Here is a 21,387-nt window from a genome sequence, read left to right as displayed (position 1 = left end):
TTGCTTTCGTTAGGTTATCAGTTAATTCATTGATATTTAAATGATAAATCGCATAAAAACAAGGGAGGACTGTATGAAAGGCGGAAATCCTTTGTTTTTTTATGGCCAAGATTTATAAACTTTCATTCTCAAAATTCAATTAACTTTACAAATTCCCACTATTTTGGTAAAATAAACCTATGTTACAAAAACTGACATAAAGGAGAAAGAAGATGAATACAAAAAAGCGTGTCCTTAGCGCAGGCCTGACCTTTACGGCTGCTTTGCTTTTAGTTGCTTGCGGTCAATCAGGTTCAGATACAAAAACTTACTCATCAACCTTTAGTGGAAACCCAACTACATTTAACTACCTATTAGACTACTACGCTGATAATACAGCCATCATTACCAACCTAGTTGATGGTTTGCTTGAAAATGACAATCATGGAAACCTAGTTCCATCTTTGGCAGAAGACTGGTCTGTTTCAAGCGACGGTCTGACTTATACCTATAAACTGAGAAAAGATGCCAAATGGTTCACGGCTGACGGTGAAGAGTACGCCCCAGTCAAGGCACAAGATTTTGTGACAGGTATCAAGTATGCAGTGGATAATAAATCACAGGCCATTGACTTGATTCAAAACTCGATCAAGGGCTTGAATGATTATATTACAGGAGCGGATTCTGACTTTTCTAAGGTTGGGGTAAAGGCCATTGATGACCAGACTGTTGAGTATACTTTGACACGCCCAGAACCTTACTGGAATTCAAAAACAACCAACAGTATTCTTTTCCCAGTGAATGAAGAGTTTCTAAACTCAAAAGGGAAAGATTTTGGGACCCTGTCTCCAGATAGCATTCTTTACAGCGGACCTTATTTGTTAAAAGATTTCACATCAAAATCATCGATTGAGTATGTGAAAAATCCGCATTACTACGATCATGATAAAGTATCGATTGAACATGTGAAATTGGCTTACTTTGATGGCTCAGACCAAGAATTGACCATCCGTAACTTTGAAAGTGGAGCCTATTCTATCGCTGGGGTTTATCCAAATAGTTCTAACTTTGCTAAGACCAAGGAGAAATATAAGGATAATATCGTCTATAGCTTGCAGGACAAGACTTCTTGGTATTTTAATTTCAACGTCAACCGTAAGGCCTACAACCATACATCTAAAACGACAGATGAGCAGAAGAAGTCGACTGAGACAGCTGTCTTGAACAAAAACTTCCGTCAAGCAGTGAACTTTGCCTTGGACCGCACAGCCTATTCTGCCCAGTCAAATGGGGAAGAAGCAGCTAGCAAGACTCTTCGTAACACCCTGGTGCCTCCTACATTTGTCCAAGTTGGAGACAAGACCTTCGGGGAAGTAGTCGCTGCTAAATTGGTCAACTACGGAACAGAATGGTCAGGTATTAACTTGGCAGATGCTCAGGATGCCTATTTCAACAAAGAAAAAGCCCAAGCAAAATTTGCGGAAGCTAAAAAAGAATTGGTAAGTCAAGGTGTGACCTTCCCTATTCACTTGGATGTGGCTGTTGATCAGACAAGTAAAAATGCTGTGACTGGTATGAATTCTGTGAAACAGACTCTTGAATCAGTTTTAGGTGCTGATAATATTGTCATTGATGTTCAACAACTGTCAACAGATGATTTCAATAATGTGGCCTTCTTGGCACCGACACCAGCTGATCGAGACTACGATTTGAACTTTGATGGTTGGGTAGGTGACTACCAAGATCCGTCAACTTATCTCAATCCTTTCAATGCAGAGGATGGATTCTACCTCAAGATTTTTGGTTTAGATGCTAAGGAAGATAAAGCTAAGATTGCTAGCTTGGGTCTTGATACCTATACCAAGATGCTCAAAGATGCAGATACTGAAAATAAAGATGTAGCCAAACGCTATGAAAAATATGCTGAAGCACAGGCTTGGATGATTGACAATTCTCTAATCATGTCCGCTATGTCAAGTGGTGGAACAGCGTCTGTAACCAAAGTAACGCCATTTACAAGAGGCTATTCACTGGTTGGTATTAAGGGTGATGGCAATAACTACAAGTACATGAAACTGCAAAAAGATGCTGTAACAACCAAACAGTATGAAGAAGCTAAAACTAAATGGGAGCAAGAAAGCAAAAAAGCAATTGAAAAAGCCCAAAAAGAAGCAGAAAAACATGTTAAATAGTTAGAAATAGCCTTTTCAAGCAAAATCCTAAAGACAAACATCAGTTTTGGTGCTTGTCTTTTTAAATCACTCGGCTATCGAAAACTGAGAAATGATTTGTTTTGTGCTAAAATAGATTGAAACGAATACTCAATAAAAATCAAAGAGTAACTGGGAAGTCAGCTCAAAATACTGTTCTGAGGTTGTAGATGGACGCTGACGTGCTTTGAAGAGATTTTCGAAGAGTATAAGATTCTCTCTTTTACTATAGTTAAGGAGATGTAAAGATAAGTGATAAGGAAGAGACTATGTACGACTATCTAATCGTTGGTGCTGGTTTGTCGGGAGCAATTTTTGCTTATGAAGCAACCAAGCGTGGGAAAAAAGTAAAAGTTATTGATAAACGTGACCACATTGGTGGGAATATCTACTGTGAGAATGTAGAAGGAGTTAATGTTCATAAATACGGTGCCCATATCTTCCATACTTCTAACAAGAAAGTTTGGGATTATGTGAATCAATTTGCTGAGTTTAACAACTATATCAATTCGCCTCTAGCTAATTACAAGGGTAGTCTTTATAATCTACCTTTTAATATGAATACTTTCTATGCTATGTGGGGGACAAAAACTCCTCAAGAGGTCAAAGATAAGATTGCTGAGCAAACGGCTCACATGAAGGACGTTGAACCTGAAAACTTGGAAGAACAAGCTATCAAGTTGATCGGTCCAGATATTTATGAAAAGTTGATTAAAGGATATACTGAAAAGCAATGGGGACGTTCTGCGACTGACCTTCCACCCTTTATTATTAAACGTCTACCAGTTCGTTTGACTTTTGATAATAACTACTTTAATGACCGTTACCAAGGAATTCCAATCGGTGGCTATAATGTCATTATCGAAAATATGCTCAAGGATGTGGAAGTAGAACTTGGTCTTGATTTTTTTGCCAATCGTCAGGAATTAGAAGCTTCTGCTGAAAAGGTTGTCTTCACAGGGATGATTGACCAATACTTTGATTATAAACATGGTGAGTTAGAATACCGTAGTCTTCGTTTTGAGCATGAAGTTCTTGATGAAGAAAACTATCAAGGAAATGCTGTTGTCAACTATACAGAACGAGAAATTCCTTATACTCGCATTATTGAGCATAAACACTTTGAGTATGGTACACAAGCTAAAACGGTCATTACTCGTGAATACCCAGCTGATTGGAAACGTGGAGATGAACCTTATTATCCAATCAATGATGAGAGAAACAATGCTATATTTGCCAAATATCAGGAAGAAGCGGCAACAAATGATAAGGTTATTTTCTGTGGTCGTTTAGCAGATTATAAATACTATGACATGCATGTGGTCATTGAACGGGCTTTGGAAGTGGTCGAGGAAGAGTTGGGACAATAATGCAAGGATTCCGTTATTTTAGAATCTTTGCTACTTAAGATTTTTAGAAGTAAGGTCAACAAGATTCTTTTCTGCTTATCAGAAGAGAACCTATGTTGGCTTTTTTAGCATAAATGAACAATTTTATTTTTCAGAATATATCAAATATAACAAATAACTCTTAAAATTCAGAAAATTCTATTGACAGGACTTGAAAAAGAGTCTATAATGAATAAAAAAACAAAGGAGAATACTATGAAAACAAGAAAAGTATTGGCTCTTGCGGGAGTAACCTTATTAGCAGCTGGTGTTTTAGCTGCTTGTTCTGGGGGTTCAGGCGCTCAAGGTGAAAAGACCTTTGCATTTACCTACGAGACACATCCAGATAATCTCAACTATTTGACAACTGGTAAGGCAGCAACTTCTGAGATTACTAGTAATGTGATTGATGGACTACTTGAAAATGATAAATACGGGAACCTTGTTCCTTCATTGGCAGAAGACTGGTCAGTCTCTAAGGATGGCTTGACTTATACTTATAAGATTCGTCAGGATGCCAAGTGGTATACATCTGAGGGAGAAGAGTACGCTCCTGTTAAGGCTCAGGACTTTGTAACAGGACTTAAATATGCAACAGATAAGAAAGCAGAAGCCCTTTACTTGGTACAGGATTCAATCAAAGGTCTGGATGCCTATGCCAAAGGTGAAATCACAGACTTCGCTCAAGTCGGGATTAAAGCCCTTGACGACCAAACAATCCAATACACCTTGAACAAACCTGAAACTTTTTGGAACTCAAAAACAACCATGGGTGTGCTTGCGCCAGTTAATGAAGAGTTTTTGAATTCAAAAGGGGATGATTTTGCCAAAGCTACGGATCCAAGTAGTCTCTTGTATAACGGCCCTTATTTGTTGAAATCCATTGTAACTAAATCCTCTGTTGAATTTGCGAAAAATCCGAACTACTGGGATAAAGACAATGTGCATATTGACAAGGTCAAATTGTCATTCTGGGATGGGCAAGATACCAGCAAACCAGCAGAAAACTTTAAAGATGGTAGCCTTACAGCAGCTCGTCTTTATCCAACAAGTGCAAGTTTCGCAGAGCTTGAGAAGAGTATGAAAGACAATATTGTCTATACTCAACAAGACTCTACGACTTATTTAGTAGGAACAAATATTGACCGTCAATCTTATAAACACACATCTAAGACTAGCGACGAACAAAAGACATCTACTAAAAAAGCTCTCTTAAACAAGGATTTCCGTCAGGCTATTGCCTTTGGTTTTGACCGTACAGCCTATGCCTCTCAGTTGAATGGAGAAACTGGAGCAAGCAAAATCTTGCGTAATCTCTTTGTGCCACCAACATTTGTTCAAGCAGATGGGAAGAACTTTGGCGATATAGTCAAAGAAAAATTAGTGACTTATGGGGATGAATGGAAGGATGTCAATCTTGCAGATTCACAAGATGGTCTTTACAATCCAGAAAAAGCTAAAGCAGAATTTGCCAAAGCCAAATCAGCCCTACAAGCTGAGGGAGTACAATTCCCAATTCACCTAGATATGCCTGTTGACCAGACAGCAACTACAAAAGTTCAACGTGTCCAATCTATGAAACAATCCTTGGAAGCAACTTTAGGAACTGATAATGTCGTTATTGATATCCAACAATTGCAAAAAGATGAATTGCTTAATGTAACTCTATTTGCCGAAAATGCTGCTGGCGAAGACTGGGATTTATCAGATAATGTCGGTTGGGGTCCAGACTTTGCCGATCCATCAACCTACCTTGATATTATCAAACCTTCTGTAGGAGAAAGTACTAAAACATATTTAGGATTTGACTCAGGGGAAGATAATGTAGCTGCTAAAAAAGTAGGTCTATATGACTACGAAAAATTGGTTACTGAAGCTGGTGATGAGACTACAGATGTTGCTAAACGATATGATAAATACGCAGCAGCCCAAGCTTGGTTGACAGATAGTGCCTTGATCATCCCAACAACTTCTAAAACTGGTCGTCCAATCTTGTCTAAGATGGTACCATTTACAATACCATTTGCATTGTCAGGAAATAAAGGTACAAGTGACCCAGTCTTGTATAAATACCTTGAACTTCAAGACAAGGCAGTTACTGCAGATGAATATCAAAAAGCTCAAGAAAAATGGATGAAAGAAAAAGCAGAATCCAATAAAAAAGCGCAAGAAGAACTCGCAAAACATGTGAAATAAAGGTAAGGGAGTTGGTTTGTAGCCGACTCCTTTATATTCTTCGAAAATCTATTCATACTCTTAGAAAATCTCTTCAAACCACGTCAGCGTCCATCTGCAATCTCAGAACAGTGTTTTGAGCAAGATGCAGCTAGCTTCCTAGTTTGCTTTTTGCTTTTCATTGAGTATGATTTGAATTTTCTAATCAATTTGCTTAGTTTTTATAGTAGATTGAAGCTAGATTAGTACATCTTGATTTCTAAAACATTGTTAGAAATTGATTTGACTATACTGATTGATTTGTCCTGTTTTTATTTCACTTCACTATATTTCAATCTACTTTACTTGATTTCTGTATTTTATTTTGAAAATGAAAAAATCCTGAGTTTAGAGTTCTCAGGATTTTCTTCATCTTACTGTTGTGGTTGTTGTTGGACTTGAGGAGTCTGTGGAGCTGGATTTTGATTGGCTCCTGGTGCATTTGGTGCTTGATTTTGACCATTAGTACTAGCATCAGGACTTGTTGCTGGTGCTTGACTAGTAGAGCTTTCTGCACTTGTTGATGAGCTTTCGGTTGAAGATGATTGGGATGTCGTTTCAGTCCAAGTCGGTCTTGCTCCATTTTGGAAAACAAACTGCCCATTTCGATAGATGCCATCTGGCATATTCCAGTCCTCTGGATTGCTTCCTTCAGACAGGTAGGTCATCATAGAGCGGTAAACTTTGGCAGCGACCGTAAGGCCATCGCCTACAAGTGGTGTCAGACGGTTAGAATAGCCTGTCCATACAGCCATTGCATATTTGCGGGTATACCCTACAAACATTTCATCTGGAGCTACGTAACCAGTGTTCTTGATATACTTTTCAATTTCTTCGTCAGTATAGTTAGAAGTACCTGTTTTACCTGCTTGTGGAAGCCAAGGTAGGTAGGCTCCACGTCCGATTCCGTATACTAAGACAGTTTTCATCATGTCGGTCATCATATAGGCTGTCGTTTCCTTCATGGCACGAGTTCCGACATTAGAGAACTCTTTTTCACTCCCATCACTAAAGACGACTTTATGGATATACATTGGTTTATAGTAAGTTCCACCATTTGCAAAGGCAGCGTAAGCAGCAGCCATCTTTTCACTACTTGCTCCATATTTTTTGTCTGACTCGGTTGTGTTACTTGAAATGGCATTTGAGTAGTGAAGACTTGGGTAGTCGATTCCGAGACCATTTAGGAAAGTCTTGGCACGGTTGAGTCCGACCTTGTTTAGCGTTTCCACGGCTGGGACGTTTCGCGATTGTTGCAGGGCGTATTGCAAGGTGATATTGCCAAAGTAGCCCCTATCCCAGTTATAAACAGGGGTATCTGTCCCAGGATAGTTATAGGGCTCATCGTGAACGATAGTAGCAGTTGAATCGTAGACACCGTATTCCAAGGCAGGAGCATAGTCTGTGATCGGTTTCATAGTTGATCCCCAGTCGCGGTTTGTTTCCACTGCTTGGTTAATTCCGAAGGAAACATTACTTGACTGATGGCGTGCTCCTAGCTGGGCAATGACTTTACCGTTAGAAACATCAACAATGGTAGAAGCGACTTGCAATTCATCGTCAGGGTAAGAGACGTATTGATCGGAGTTGTAGATATCCCACAGACGTTTTTGAGCCTCTTGGTCTACATTTGTGTAAACATCCATTCCAGTAGTTAGAAGGTTATAGCCAGTTTCTTGTTCTACTTGGTCGATAACCTCTTTGAGATAATTGTCCATATATGCTGGGTAGCTATTGACTGATTTCAAACTTTGGAGTCCATCAGTAATAGGAGTATTGATAGCCTTCTCATACTGTTCGGCAGAAATGTAGCCTTGACCTTTCATCTCTGAAAGTACCAAGTTACGACGGTCAAGGGCAGCTTCTGGATGAGAATAGGGATCGTATTGATTTGGAGCCTGTGGCATTCCTGCTAGTAGGGCAAGTTGAGGTAGTGATAGTTCTCTCAAATCTTTGCCGTAATAGTTTTGGGCAGCCGTCTGCATTCCATAGTTTCCGTTAGACATGTAAACTTTATTCACGTAGTAGGTCAGAATTTCTTGTTTTGTGGTTTTTTGTTCTAATTGAACAGCCAACCAAGCTTCCTGGGCTTTACGTGAAATGGTCTGATCAGAAGTGGAAGTTGAGAAATAGGTCAACTTAATTAATTGTTGGGTAAGGGTTGATCCTCCCTGGAGAGAGTTGTTTTGTAAGTTACGTAAAAAAGCTCCTATAATTCGGATGGTATCGACACCTCGATGATCGAAAAAACGATGGTCTTCGATTGATACGATAGCCTTGACCAAATCAGTAGGAATTTCGTTGGCCTGAGCGTTTACTCGGCGTTCAGAGCCCAGATCGGCAATCAGTTCGTTTTTACTATCGAAAATCTTACTAGACGTGGTTGCGACTAATTTGCTCTCAGATAGGGCTGGGGCTTTACTGACGTAATAGAGAAATATGCCTCCTCCCAGCATAACTGCTGTGATAAATAAAGTTAAGAAGCAGATACTCACATACTTAGCTATTCGCAGGATAGTTTGTTTGTTCATCTTGTTTTACCACCTAATAAATGTTCTTTGATAACATTGAGATAGGGAATTTGAGGGAAGGCACCAGCCTTGATTTCATATCCATATTCTCGAATATATCCAAGTGGCATTGATTTTTGTCCCTTATCTTGATGGTAGAAGCGAATCAAATCGAATGCCGGCAATAAGTAGGTTTCTTGCTGAGAAGAAAAGTGAAGAAGGACAAAGCAGATTCCTTGTTGGGCAAGGACTTGTTCCATATGCTGAATTTGATGTGGATGAAAATTTTTCATCGGAATCGCACGTTTTTGTTTTGTTTCCTTGGCTTCAAAGTCGATGTAATATCCATTATAAACGCCAGAATAGTCCGTCGTTGAAGCTTGTCGAAAATAGGCCTCAACAATCTTGGCACGACTTCGCTGTGGATAGTCCACTCGTACAATTTGAATAGGGGTTGGTTTCTTGTGTATAACAGCCAAGCCCTGAGACAAATAGTAGTCGTTGGTAGCATTGATCATCTTTTCAAAAGACATTCCTCGATTTGCGAAATTTTTGGGTTGAGAAAGAGATGTTTGTCTTTTTTGTGATGAAAGTTTATGTGGATAGTTGACCATAATTCTCCTTATTGGTACAATAACATCACTCTATTATACCATAAATTTGCACAGAAAGGGTTAAAAATGGCTACAGCTTTGGTTTTAGGCTATTCTGCTTTTGATTTGGGTTTGTTTTCTGACAAGGATCCTCGTCTTAAATTGATTAAAAAAGCGATACGTAAAGATTTAGAGGCTATGGCAACAGATGGGGTGTCTTGGCTTGTGTTTACAGGAAGTTTGGGTTTTGAATATTGGGTTTTAGAGGTTGCTCAGGAGATGAAAACCGAGTACGGTTTCCAGTTGGCTACCATTTTTGCTTTTGAAACCCATGGGGAAAATTGGAATGAAGACAATCAGATGAAACTGAGTCGTTTTAAGCAAGTAGATTTTGTCAAATATGCCTATCCTCGCTATGAACACAAGGGGCAGTTAAGAGATTACCAGCAGTTTTTACTGGAAAATACGAATAGTTCCTATCTTTTTTATGATGAAGAAAATGAAACGAAATTAGCTTATTTTTACCAAAAGATGAAAAATCAAGAGGACTATTTTATAAAGAGATTAACATTTGATCAATTAAATGAACTTGCTGAAAATTTTTCCGAAAATTGAAGCTTTGACCTTGATTTTTGTTTGCCTTTTTTTATATAATAATACTAGCAAGCGAGAATGGAGAGAGACATGGCAAGTATTATTTTTTCAGCAAAAGATATTTTTGAACAAGAGTTTGGGCGTGAAGTCCGAGGGTATAGTAAGGTAGAAGTTGACGAGTTTTTAGACGATGTCATCAAGGACTATGAAACCTATGCTGCCTTGGTCAAGTCACTTCGTCAGGAAATTGCAGATTTGAAGGAAGAATTAGCCCGTAAACCGCAAGTGAGTTCGGCTCCAAGTCCTAGTCACCCAGATCCAATTGATGTGGCAGCTTCATCTTCTATGACGAATTTTGATATTTTGAAACGCTTGAATCGTCTTGAAAAAGAAGTATTCGGTAAACAAATTTTAGACAATACTGATTTGTAATTCAGGTCTTGTTACATGCAATTTTTGGATAATCGCGTGAGCAGAATTGCTTCTCATGAGGAAAGTCCATGCTAGCACAGGCTGTGATGCCTGTAGTGTTTGTGCTAGGCGAAACCATAAGCCTAGGGACGAGAAATCGTTACGGCAGTTGAAATGGCTAAGTCCTTGGATAGGTCAGAGTAGGCTTGAAAGTGCCACAGTGACGGAGTCTTTCTGGAAACAGAGAGAGTGGAACGCGGTAAACCCCTCAAGCTAGCAACCCAAATTTTGGTCGGGGCATGGAGTACGCGGAAACGAACGTAGTATTCTGACTGCTATCAGCTAGAGCTGTTAGTGGTAGACAGATGATTATCGAAGGAAGTGGTCCTAGTCACTTCTGGAACAAAACATGGCTTATAGAAAATTGCATATAGGTTGGGGCTGAGAAATTTTCTCAACCTCATTTTTTAAAGTGGACATATAGAAAGGTCTTGCAAGACTGTAACATGAAAAAAGAATTTAATTTAATTGCAACTGTAGCAGCAGGGCTTGAAGCTGTTGTAGGACGAGAAGTGCGAGAGCTGGGCTACGATTGTCAGGTTGAAAATGGACGTGTTCGTTTTCAAGGAGACGTGAGAGCTATTATCGAAACCAACCTCTGGCTTCGAGCAGCAGATCGTATCAAAATTATCGTAGGAACTTTCCCAGCTAAGACTTTTGAGGAACTGTTTCAGGGAGTTTTTGCTTTAGATTGGGAACATTATTTACCACTTGGAGCTCGGTTTCCGATTTCAAAAGCCAAATGTGTTAAGTCCAAACTTCACAATGAGCCAAGTGTACAGGCTATTTCTAAGAAAGCTGTTGTCAAGAAATTGCAGAAACACTACGCCCGCCCAGAAGGTGTTCCTCTGATGGAGAATGGACCAGAGTTTAAGATTGAGGTCTCTATTCTTAAAGACATAGCAACTGTCATGATTGATACGACAGGCTCCAGTCTCTTTAAACGTGGCTATCGTACCGAAAAAGGGGGGGGCCCTATCAAGGAAAACATGGCGGCAGCCATTTTACAACTTTCTAACTGGTATCCAGACAAGCCTTTGATTGATCCGACCTGTGGTTCGGGGACTTTCTGTATCGAGGCGGTCATGATTGCTCGAAAGATGGCGCCTGGTCTTCGTCGCTCTTTTGCCTTTGAGGAATGGAACTGGATTAGCGATCGACTGATTCAGGAAGTGCGTACAGAAGCGGCTAAGAAAGTGGATCGTGAGCTGGAACTGGATATCATGGGCTGTGATATTGATGCTCGCATGGTGGAAATTGCTAAAGCTAATGCTCAGGCAGCTGGTGTTGCAGGGGATATTACATTTAAGCAGATGCGCGTGCAGGATTTACGTTCCGATAAAATCAATGGTGTGATTATCTCAAATCCACCTTATGGGGAACGTTTGTCAGATGATGCAGGGGTGACCAAGCTCTATGCTGAGATGGGTCAGGTATTTGCACCACTGAAAACTTGGAGCAAATTTATCCTAACTAGTGATGAAGCCTTTGAAAGCAAGTATGGTAGCCAAGCAGATAAGAAGCGTAAGTTATACAACGGAACCTTGAAAGTGGATTTGTATCAATATTTTGGTCAGCGTGTTAAACGGCAAGAGGTAAAATAGAAAGGGATACTCATGAGTAAAAAAAGACGAAATCGTCATAAAAAAGAAGGTCAAGAACCGCAATTTGATTTTGATGAAGCAAAAGAGCTAACAGTTGGTCAAGCTATTCGTAAAAATGAAGAAGTGGAAGCAGGAGTCTTGCCTGAGGATTCCATTTTGGACAAGTATGTTAAACAACACAAAGATGAAATTGAGGCGGATAAGTTTGCGACTCGCCAATACAAAAAAGAGGAGTTAGTTGAAACACAGAGTCTGGATGATTTAATTCAAGAGATGCGTGAGGCTGTAGAAGAGTCAGAAGCTTCTTCGGAGGAAGTTTCATCTTCTGAAGACATCTTACCACCCTTGCCTCTGGACGACGAGGGGCAAGGCTTGGATCCTCTATTGCTAGAGGATGAAAGTCCAACAGAAATGACTGAAGAAGTGGAAGAGGAGCAAAACCTTTCTCGTCTGGAACAAGAAGACTCAGAAAAGAAAAGCAAAAAAGGCTTTGTTTTAACCGCTTTGGCACTTGTATCAGTAATTATCTGTGTTAGTGCTTATTATGTCTATCGTCAAGTGAATCGCTCGACCAAGGAAATTGAAACTTCTCAATCAGTTACAGCCAATCAATCAGATGTGGATGATTTTAATACACTTTATGACGCCTTCTACACAGACAGCAATAAAACGGCTTTGAAAAATAGTCAGTTTGATAAACTGAGTCAACTCAAGAACTTACTTGATAAGCTGGAAGGTAGTCGTGAACATACCCTTGCCAAATCTAAATATGATAGTCTAGCAACGCAAATCAAGGCCATTCAAGACGTCAATGCACAATTTGAAAAACCAGCTATTGTGGATGGTGTGTTGGATACCAATGCCAAAGCCAAATCGGATGCTAAATTTACAGATATTAAAACTGGAAATACGGAGCTTGATAAAGTGCTAGATAAAGCTATCAGCCTTGGTAAGAGCCAGCAAACAAGTACTTCGAGCTCAAGTTCAAGTCAAACTAGTAGCTCAAGCTCTAGTCAAGCAAGCTCAAATACGACCAGTGAGACAAGCCCAAGTAGCTCAAATACTGCCTCAAATGAGACTAGAAGTTCTCGTAGCGAAGTCAATATGGGTCTATCAAGTGCAGGGGTTGCTGTTCAAAGAAGTGCTAGTCGTGTTGCCTATAATCAGTCTGCTATTGATGATAGTAACAACTCTGCCTGGGATTTTGCGGATGGTGTCTTGGAACAAATTCTAGCTACTTCACGTTCACGTGGCTATATCACTGGAGACCAATACATCCTTGAACGTGTCAATATCGTTAACGGCAATGGTTATTACAACCTCTACAAGCCAGATGGAACCTATCTCTTTACCCTTAACTGTAAGACAGGCTACTTTGTCGGAAATGGCGCTGGTCATGCGGATGACTTGGACTACTAAGCAGTCGTTACAAAATTCTTTCTTTTCAAAAGTAAAAATGATAAAATAAAACAAATTAAACAAGAGGAGTGTCAAATGACAAAAGCTAACTTTGGTGTCGTAGGTATGGCCGTAATGGGTCGTAACCTTGCCCTTAATATTGAATCTCGTGGTTACACAGTTGCTATTTACAACCGTAGTAAAGAAAAAACGGAAGATGTAATTGCTTGCCATCCTGAAAAGAACTTTGTACCAAGCTATGACGTTGAAAGTTTTGTAAACTCAATCGAAAAACCTCGTCGTATCATGCTCATGGTTCAAGCTGGACCTGGTACAGATGCGACAATTCAAGCCCTTCTTCCACACCTTGACAAGGGTGATATCTTGATTGATGGCGGAAACACTTTCTACAAAGATACCATCCGTCGTAATGAAGAATTGGCAAACTCAGGTATCAACTTTATCGGTACTGGGGTTTCTGGTGGTGAAAAAGGTGCCCTTGAAGGTCCTTCTATCATGCCTGGTGGACAAAAAGAAGCCTACGAATTGGTTGCGGACGTTCTTGAAGAAATCTCAGCTAAAGCACCAGAAGATGGCAAACCATGTGTGACTTATATCGGCCCTGATGGAGCTGGTCACTATGTAAAAATGGTTCACAACGGTATCGAGTATGGGGATATGCAATTGATCGCAGAAAGCTATGACTTGATGCAACACTTGCTAGGTCTTTCTGCAGAAGATATGGCTGAAATCTTTACTGAGTGGAACAAGGGTGAATTGGACAGCTACTTGATCGAAATCACAGCTGACATCTTGAGCCGCAAAGACGATGAAGGTCAAGATGGACCAATCGTAGACTACATCCTTGATGCTGCAGGTAACAAGGGAACTGGTAAATGGACTAGCCAATCATCTCTTGACCTTGGTGTGCCATTGTCACTCATCACTGAGTCAGTATTTGCCCGCTACATTTCAACTTACAAAGAAGAACGCGTGCATGCTAGCAAGGTTCTTCCAAAACCAGCCGCCTTCAAATTTGAAGGAGACAAGGCTGAGTTGATTGAAAAGATCCGTCAAGCCCTTTACTTCTCAAAAATCATTTCATACGCACAAGGTTTTGCTCAATTGCGTGTAGCTTCTAAAGAAAACAACTGGAACTTGCCATTTGCAGACATCGCATCTATCTGGCGTGATGGCTGTATCATCCGTTCTCGTTTCTTGCAAAAGATTACAGATGCTTACAACCGTGATGCAGACCTTGCTAACCTTCTTTTGGATGAGTACTTCTTGGATGTTACTGCCAAGTACCAACAAGCAGTGCGTGATATCGTAGCTCTTGCTGTTCAAGCTGGTGTACCAGTACCAACCTTCTCAGCAGCGATTACTTACTTTGATAGCTACCGTTCAGCTGACCTTCCAGCTAACTTGATCCAAGCACAACGTGATTACTTTGGTGCCCACACTTACCAACGTAAAGACAAAGAAGGAACCTTCCACTACTCTTGGTATGACGAAAAATAAGTAGGTCTGCCATGGGGAAACGGATTTTATTACTTGAGAAAGAACGAAATCTAGCTCATTTTTTAAGTTTGGAACTCCAAAAAGAGCAATACCGAGTTGATCAGGTTGAGGAGGGGCAAAAAGCCCTCTCCATGGCTCTTCAGACAGACTATGACTTGATTTTATTGAATGCTCGTCTGGGGGATATGACAGCCCAGGATTTTGCAGATAAGCTGAGTCGGACTAAGCCAGCTTCAGTCATCATGGTCTTGGACCATCGTGAAGATTTGCAAGATCAGATTGAGACAATCCAACGCTTTGCCGTTTCTTACATCTATAAGCCGGTTATTATTGACAATTTGGTGGCTCGTATTTCAGCGATTTTCCGAGGTAGGGACTTCATCGACCAACACTGTAGTCAGATGAAGGTTCCAACGTCTTACCGCAATCTGCGTATGGATGTAGAACATCATACTGTTTATCGTGGCGAAGAGATGATTGCTCTGACCCGTCGTGAGTATGACCTCTTGGCTACTCTTATGGGAAGCAAGAAAGTTCTGACTCGTGAGCAGTTGTTGGAAAGTGTCTGGAAGTATGAAAGTGCGACCGAAACAAATATCGTGGATGTCTACATCCGTTATCTACGTAGCAAGCTTGATGTAAAAGGTCAAAAAAGCTACATTAAAACCGTGCGTGGTGTCGGTTACACCATGCAAGAATAGAGGCTCTTTGTCAACTGTAGTGGGTTGAAGAAAAGCTAAGATCTAGAAAGGACGAAATTCGTCCTTTCTTTTTTGATGTTGAGAGCGATAAAAATCCTTTTTTTGAAGTTTTCAAAGTTCCGAAATCCAAAGGCATTTCGTTTGATAAGTTTGATGAGATTATTAGTTGCTTCTAATTTGGCATTAGAATAAGGTAGTTGAAGGGCATTGACAATCTTTTCTTTATCCTTGAGGAAGGTTTTAAAGACAGTCTGAAAAAGAGGATGAATCTGTTTAAGATTGTCCTCAATGAGTCCGAAAAATTTGTCTGGCTCCTTGTTCTGAAAGTGAAAGAGTAAGAGTTGATAGACATTGTAGTGGTGTTTCAAGTCTTCTGAATAGCTCAAAAGCTTATCTAGAATTTCTTTATTCGTCAAGTGCATACGAAAAGTAGGGCGATAAAATCGTTTATCACTCAATTTACGACTATCCTGTTGAATGAGTTTCCAGTAGCGTTTAATAGCCTTATATTCATGGGATTTTCGCTCAAATTGATTCATGATTTGAACACGGACACGACTTATAGCACGGCTTAAGTGTTGCACAATATGAAAACGATCTAGAACAATTTTAGCACATGGAAAAAGCTGTTTAGCCAAGTCATAATAAGGACTAAACATATCCATCGTAATGATTTTCACCTGACAACGAACGACTCTATCGTAGCGCAGAAAGTGATTTCGTATGATAGCCTGTGTTCTGCCTTCAAGAACAGTGATGATGTTGAGATTATCAAAATCTTGTGCAATGAAACTCATCTTTCCCTTAGTGAAGGCATACTCGTCCCAGGACATAATCTTAGGAAGACTAGAAAAATCAGGCTTAAAACGGAAGTCATTAAGCTTGCGAATGACAGTTGAAGTTGAAATAGCCAGTTGATGAGCGATATCGGTCATAGAAGTCTTTTCAATCAACTTTTGCGCAATTTTTTGGTTGATAATACGAGGGATTTGGTGATTCTTCTTGACGAGAGGGGTCTCTGAGACCATTATTTTAGAGCAATGATAGCACTTAAATCGACGCTTTTTAAGAAGTATTCTAGTAGGCATACCAGTCGTTTCGAGGTAAGGAATTTTAGACGGTTTTTGAAAGTCATATTTCTTCATTTGACTTTCGCAATCAGGACAAGAGGGGGCCTCATAATCCAGTTTAGCGATAATTTCCTTGTGTGTATCCCTATTGATGATATCCATAAATTGGATATTAGGGTCTTTGATATCGAGCAGTTTTGTGATAAAATGTAATTGTTCCATATGAATCTTTCTAATGAGTTGTTTGGTCGCTTTTCATTATAGATCTTATGGGACTTTTTTTCTATACAAAAATAGGCTCCATAATATCTATAGAGGATTTACCCACTACAAATATTATAGAGCCAGAATAGAAAGCAGTTGCAGTTATGTAACTGCTTTTTTTGAGGAGCTTTTATATATTGACATGCAGTCGGGTCTTTGCTACAATCAGTTATGGAGGATAGGTCTAATGAAAATAATAAAAAAATTGATGCCAATCGCATTAGCAGTCTTGTTCTTTAGCTTACTGGTAACAAGTGCAGTATTGGCGGATACTACAGGTGGACAGTTTGTTGATAAGGATAATAGAAAATATTATATAAAAGATGACCATAAAGCAATCTATTGGCATAAAATAGACGGTAAAACCTACTATTTTGGTGATAGTGGAGAAATGGTAGTCGGTTGGCAATACTTAGAAATCCCTGGGACAGGTTATCGTGATGATTTATTTGATAATCGACCAGTTTTCGAAATTGCCCTTCAACCGAAGTGGTACTACTTTAATCAAGATGGGGTTCTTCAAGAATTTGTTGGATGGAAACAATTAGAAGTTAAGGATTCGTTAAATGTTGGCAAAAAACATGGTGAGGGCTTTGAAGGCTTAGAAGTTCTTAAATTAGCAAATTATTACTTTGATCAAGACCATTCTTTAAAAACAGGTTGGCTTTATGATCAGTCTAACTGGTATTACTTAGCAAAAATAGGTTATTCAGGGAAAGACTACCTTGGGGGTGAAAGACGTGTTGGCTGGATCAATGATAATTCAACTTGGTACTATCTGGATCCAACAAGTGCTGCAATGCAAACTGGTTGGAAATACCTTGATAATAAGTGGTACTACCTCCGTTCATCGGGGGCCATGGCAACTGGTTGGTATCAGGAAGGTTCAACTTGGTACTACTTAGACCAGTCAAATGGTGATATGAAAACGGGTTGGCAAAACCTTGGCAACAAGTGGTACTATCTCCGTTCATCAGGAGCTATGGCGACAGGCTGGTTCCAGATCGGTAGTAAATGGTATTACGCCTATAGCTCAGGTACTTTGGCAGTAAATACGACTGTAGATGGCTATTCTGTCAATTATAATGGCGAATGGGTTCAATAAATAATGATAGTATTTTGTAATTTGAGATAAATTTTAAGTAAGAGTGCAGCTTCACGAAGTGATACTGGATAAAAAGTTTTTAAAATCAGAAAACCGCATATTATCAGGCGTCAAAAAATTGGCAAAACCTTGATAATATGCGGTTTATTGTGGAAAGATTTACTTATTTTTAACAAAATTGAGTTTTGCCCAGTTTTACATGACATGTTTTAGAAAAAGGTATATAATGTTAGTGTAATATCAAGTGTTTTTTTGAAAGCATCACAACAATTACAATTTTAGGCTTAAAAATCGAACCTTCTTTAAATACTTAAATATTTAAGGGGGGGGGGTATAAGTACCCATTTGTAAAAAAGAAATGAGGTTGAAAATGAACTTTAAGTCAAGAAAATGTGAAGAAAACGGGAAAAAAGTTTTACGCTATTCTATTAGAAAGCATCATTTGGGAGTAGCTAGTGTAGCAGTAGCTTCGGTATTATTTTTTGCAACTGGTGTGGCGACTGTGCAAGCGGATGGACCAGGAGCAGGTGAACCAGTATCAGGCACACCAGCCCCACCAAGTACACCAGGTTCAGCAAGTTCAGCAAGTACAACAAGCACACTAGGCACTTCTGGTGCTAATACTGGTGACACAGAAATAGAAAATACAAATACAGATACAAATACAGCTGCATCAACTGAGAGTAATGGAAATAATAGAGCTGCATTAACAGAAAATGGGCCTATTAAGCCAGAAGATAATGTTGAAGCAAGAAATAATAATGAGAAACCTAGAGGGCTTGAAAGAGCAACAGAACCAGCAAATTATGATGGTAAAGTAAGTCTTATCGGTCAATGGACAAGTGAATCACACGAAAAAAAAGATACTGAAAATACATATAAGAATGCTACAGATAAATTAGGGAGTCCCTTACCAAATACCGGTCTTTTCCGTGCTGCTGCAAAAACTTTTCTTGGTTGGTCTGACAAGCCGCCTGTAGATGGAAAAATTGCAGAAGGAGCAAGACTGTTCTCCCCAGAAGACACTTTAGCCACTGCCTTTCCAGATGGATTGAAAGCTGATTCCAAGCTGTATGGTGTTTATGCCAGTTTAAATGATCAAGATGAGCCTTTCCCTACAGATAAATTTTCTATGGGATTTGCGATTATAGGTGGAATGAATAAATTTAAAATTAACGATAATAAGGTTAATATTGATACAAATGTAAAATCGGATGATGTATTACCCAATACTAAGTTAAACAAAGACACAGAAGATAAAGAAAAAAATACACGTCGTATCATCGATGAGTATAAACCGGACAATAATGATACTACAAAAGTGAATGAAGTGGTTTTAAAAGCTGAGTTTGAAATGGATAAAACTACAGCGATGACTGTGTATAGAAATCCTCATATAGGATATGTTGGTCCTGTTTTATCTAATTCATATAAAGGGAATCAATTTGAATTGGGCGAAAGGAGAAAAACTTACACCTATGTAGACTTAAATGTGAATTTAGACAAAGATTTAGTTGTTCCGGAAAAATTATATGCAGAGTTTAATGGTTATTCATGGAGACCTTTATATGCTCTTGGAATTAAGGAAGATGGAACGAAGGAAATCTTAAATGTGTATTCAAAAGATGGAACAGCGTTAGGAAATGCAAAAGATAGCTTTAATTCAATCGTTAGTAATACGGACCCTAGAGTCACATTTGGTGTTGAAACTAAAGGTAACCATAATATAACATTTAGAATGATTCTTAGATCTTTAAACGGAAATGATAGTAATAGACCGGAAGGTGAACGTAATGAGCGTATAGCTGAGAGTGTAGTAAAACCGGATGAAGGGAAGTCTGTTGCTGAAACAATTATGCGCAATATGACACTTCGCTCTCTTACATCAACAGAACTTAAAGCTTTATTCCCTAATAAGAGTGATGAAGAAATCAATCAGATGGTTGTTCGTATTAATCAAGAAAAAGCCAAAGAGTTAGCAGATACAAATGGTACAACAGTTTTAAAAGTAACAGGTTCTGTTGAGGGTAATGTTCACCCAAATGCAGGTAAAATCGGTTGGTTTAATTCAGCTACAAATTTACCTATTGACAAAGTAGAAGCTAACGTTTTAGAACTAGGTTATGTTACATTTTATAATGTATCCTACCGATTCCAAAGTGGAACAGAGGGAAAAGTATTACCAGCAGTAATCGAAAACTATAAGCCAAAAGATACAGCTACTTACGAAAATGAAGCGAATGTAACACCAACACAACCGACAACTACAGAGTATATAGATGCAGAAAACGATGGGAAATGGGTCTTCAAAGATTATGATGAAGCTAAAAAACAAGTAAACAAAGCAGATGTGGAGTTCATTGGAACATGGGTATTCGAAGCTAATAAGTATGGTGTAACCTACAAATTCCAAAGTGGGACACCAGGTAAGACATTGCCAGCAGCAATAGAAGGCTATAAACCAACAGACCAAAACCGTTATGTAGATAAATCAAATGTAACAACAATTCAACCAACAAAAACAGAGTATGTTGATACAGAAAATGATGGAAAATGGGTATTCAAAAGCTACGATGCTGAAAATAAAGCAGTAAATAAGGCAGATGTAGAGTTTATAGGAAAATGGGTATTCGAAGCTAATAAATACAGTGTAACCTACAAATTTGAAAGTGGGACACCAGGTAAGACATTGCCAGAAGCAATAGAAGGCTATAAACCAACAGACCAAAACCGTTATGTAGATAAATCAAATGTAACAACAATTCAGCCAACAACTAAAGAGTACGTTGATACAGAAAATGATGGTAAATGGGTATTTAAAAAATACGATGCTGAAAATAAACAGGTAAATAAAGCAGATGTAGAGTTTATAGGAACATGGGTATTCGAGGCTAATAAATACGGTGTAACCTACAAATTCCAAAGTGGAACACCAGGTAAGACATTGCCAGAAGCAATAGAAGGCTATAAACCAACAGACCAAAACCGTTATGTAGATAAATCAAATGTAACAACAATTCAACCAACAAAAACAGAGTATGTTGATACAGAAAATGATGGGAAATGGGTATTCAAGAGCTACGATGCTGAAAATAAACAGGTAAATAAAGCAGATGTAGAGTTTGTAGGAACATGGGTATTCGAAGCTAATAAATACGGTGTAACCTACAAATTTGAAAGTGGAACCCCGGGTAAGACATTGCCAGCAGCAATCGAAGGCTATAAACCAACAGACCAAAATCGTTATGCAGATAAAGCAAATGTAACACCAACACAACCGACAACTAAAGAGTACGTAGATGCAGAAAACGATGGTAAATGGGTATTCAAGAGTTACGATGCTGAAAATAAAGTAGTAAATAAAGCAGATGTAGAGTTTGTAGGAACATGGGTATTCGTGGCTAACGCACCGACTCCTAAGCCAGAACCGAAACCAGAGCCTAAGCCAGAACCAAAATCGGAGCCAAAACCAGAGCCTAAGCCGGAGTCTAAGCCAGAACCGAAGCCGGAGCCAAAACCTGAACCAAAACCAGAGCCTAAGCCAGAACCAAAACCGGAGCCTAAGCCAGAGCCTAAACCGGAACCAAAACCAAGCCCAACTCCTTCAGAGAATTGGGATCAAGGAAGTACTGAAGTGCACAAGCGGGATGAACTACCTCAGACAGGTAGTCAACAAGATGAATGGTTGGTAGCTCTAGGTGGCTTATCTCTCCTAGGTGCTTTGACGGTATTTTCTAAAAAACGAGAAGAATAGGATATGATAAA

General features: G+C 39.3%; 14 protein-coding genes and 1 other RNA gene. 12 read left to right on the top strand and 3 right to left on the bottom strand.

From position 1 onward, the window contains the following. The first annotated feature begins 212 nt into the window (after positions 1-212). From AC6I9F_RS08425 to AC6I9F_RS08415, 3 genes are all read left to right on the top strand, one after another. Entirely contained in the window at positions 213-2,171 is a 1,959-nt protein-coding gene (locus AC6I9F_RS08425) for a peptide ABC transporter substrate-binding protein (protein WP_498021661.1), read from the top strand. Between the two features lie 287 nt (positions 2,172-2,458). After that, a complete protein-coding gene (gene glf, locus AC6I9F_RS08420; protein ID WP_498021659.1) occupies positions 2,459-3,559 on the top strand; it encodes a UDP-galactopyranose mutase in 1,101 nt (366 codons plus the stop codon). A gap of 234 nt (positions 3,560-3,793) precedes the next feature. Next, positions 3,794-5,773: a peptide ABC transporter substrate-binding protein gene (locus AC6I9F_RS08415; RefSeq protein WP_498021657.1), complete on the top strand. Its 1,980-nt coding sequence runs from the start codon at positions 3,794-3,796 to the stop codon at positions 5,771-5,773. 392 nt (positions 5,774-6,165) lie between these two features. Here AC6I9F_RS08415 and pbp1a read toward each other — a convergent pair whose 3' ends face one another. After that, on the bottom strand, positions 6,166-8,322 hold the full coding sequence (gene pbp1a, locus AC6I9F_RS08410; protein ID WP_498021655.1) for a penicillin-binding protein PBP1A: 2,157 nt from the start codon (positions 8,320-8,322) through the stop codon (positions 6,166-6,168). Continuing rightward, positions 8,319-8,915, bottom strand: a complete 597-nt coding sequence (recU, locus tag AC6I9F_RS08405; RefSeq protein WP_000248777.1) for a Holliday junction resolvase RecU — start codon at positions 8,913-8,915, stop codon at positions 8,319-8,321. The genes pbp1a and recU overlap by 4 nt, the downstream gene beginning before the upstream one ends. A 66-nt stretch (positions 8,916-8,981) precedes the next feature. Between recU and AC6I9F_RS08400 the strand changes: the two genes are divergently transcribed. From AC6I9F_RS08400 to AC6I9F_RS08370, 7 genes are all read left to right on the top strand, one after another. After that, positions 8,982-9,509 carry an SLOG family protein gene (locus AC6I9F_RS08400; RefSeq protein WP_050269449.1) on the top strand — a complete coding sequence of 176 codons (528 nt, stop codon included), beginning with the start codon at positions 8,982-8,984 and terminating at the stop codon, positions 9,507-9,509. Between the two features lie 69 nt (positions 9,510-9,578). Next, positions 9,579-9,920, top strand: a complete 342-nt coding sequence (gpsB, locus tag AC6I9F_RS08395; protein ID WP_000146530.1) for a cell division regulator GpsB — start codon at positions 9,579-9,581, stop codon at positions 9,918-9,920. Between the two features lie 20 nt (positions 9,921-9,940). Beyond that, positions 9,941-10,321, top strand: an RNA gene (gene rnpB, locus AC6I9F_RS08390) — RNase P RNA component class B. Between the two features lie 84 nt (positions 10,322-10,405). Continuing rightward, the gene (locus AC6I9F_RS08385; protein WP_498021652.1) at positions 10,406-11,563 is read left to right on the top strand and encodes a THUMP domain-containing class I SAM-dependent RNA methyltransferase; all 1,158 of its coding nucleotides are present in this window, start codon (positions 10,406-10,408) and stop codon (positions 11,561-11,563) included. 12 nt (positions 11,564-11,575) lie between these two features. Continuing rightward, positions 11,576-12,982: a cell division site-positioning protein MapZ gene (mapZ, locus tag AC6I9F_RS08380; protein WP_498021651.1), complete on the top strand. Its 1,407-nt coding sequence runs from the start codon at positions 11,576-11,578 to the stop codon at positions 12,980-12,982. Positions 12,983-13,057: 75 nt separating this feature from the next. Then, complete coding sequence (gene gnd, locus AC6I9F_RS08375; RefSeq protein ID WP_000158778.1) at positions 13,058-14,482, top strand: NADP-dependent phosphogluconate dehydrogenase; 1,425 nt, start codon at positions 13,058-13,060, stop codon at positions 14,480-14,482. An 11-nt stretch (positions 14,483-14,493) separates the two neighbouring features. After that, positions 14,494-15,183: a response regulator transcription factor gene (locus AC6I9F_RS08370; RefSeq protein ID WP_498021649.1), complete on the top strand. Its 690-nt coding sequence runs from the start codon at positions 14,494-14,496 to the stop codon at positions 15,181-15,183. A 35-nt stretch (positions 15,184-15,218) separates the two neighbouring features. Here the strand turns inward: AC6I9F_RS08370 and AC6I9F_RS08365 are convergent, their stop codons facing one another. Further along, positions 15,219-16,475 (bottom strand): ISL3 family transposase, encoded by a 1,257-nt coding sequence (locus AC6I9F_RS08365; protein WP_050213065.1) that lies wholly within the window; start codon positions 16,473-16,475, stop codon positions 15,219-15,221. A 229-nt stretch (positions 16,476-16,704) separates the two neighbouring features. Here AC6I9F_RS08365 and AC6I9F_RS08360 point away from each other — a divergent pair, with 229 nt between their 5' ends. After that, on the top strand, positions 16,705-17,622 hold the full coding sequence (locus AC6I9F_RS08360; protein ID WP_498021647.1) for an N-acetylmuramoyl-L-alanine amidase family protein: 918 nt from the start codon (positions 16,705-16,707) through the stop codon (positions 17,620-17,622). A 370-nt stretch (positions 17,623-17,992) separates the two neighbouring features. Continuing rightward, positions 17,993-21,376 carry an SHIRT domain-containing protein gene (locus AC6I9F_RS08355; protein ID WP_173253057.1) on the top strand — a complete coding sequence of 1,128 codons (3,384 nt, stop codon included), beginning with the start codon at positions 17,993-17,995 and terminating at the stop codon, positions 21,374-21,376. Positions 21,377-21,387 lie beyond the last annotated feature (11 nt).

It is taken from the genome of Streptococcus nakanonensis, from assembly GCF_059738785.1.
Note: the sequence above shows the minus strand (reverse complement) of the source record. Positions and strands in the feature narration are given on the sequence as shown.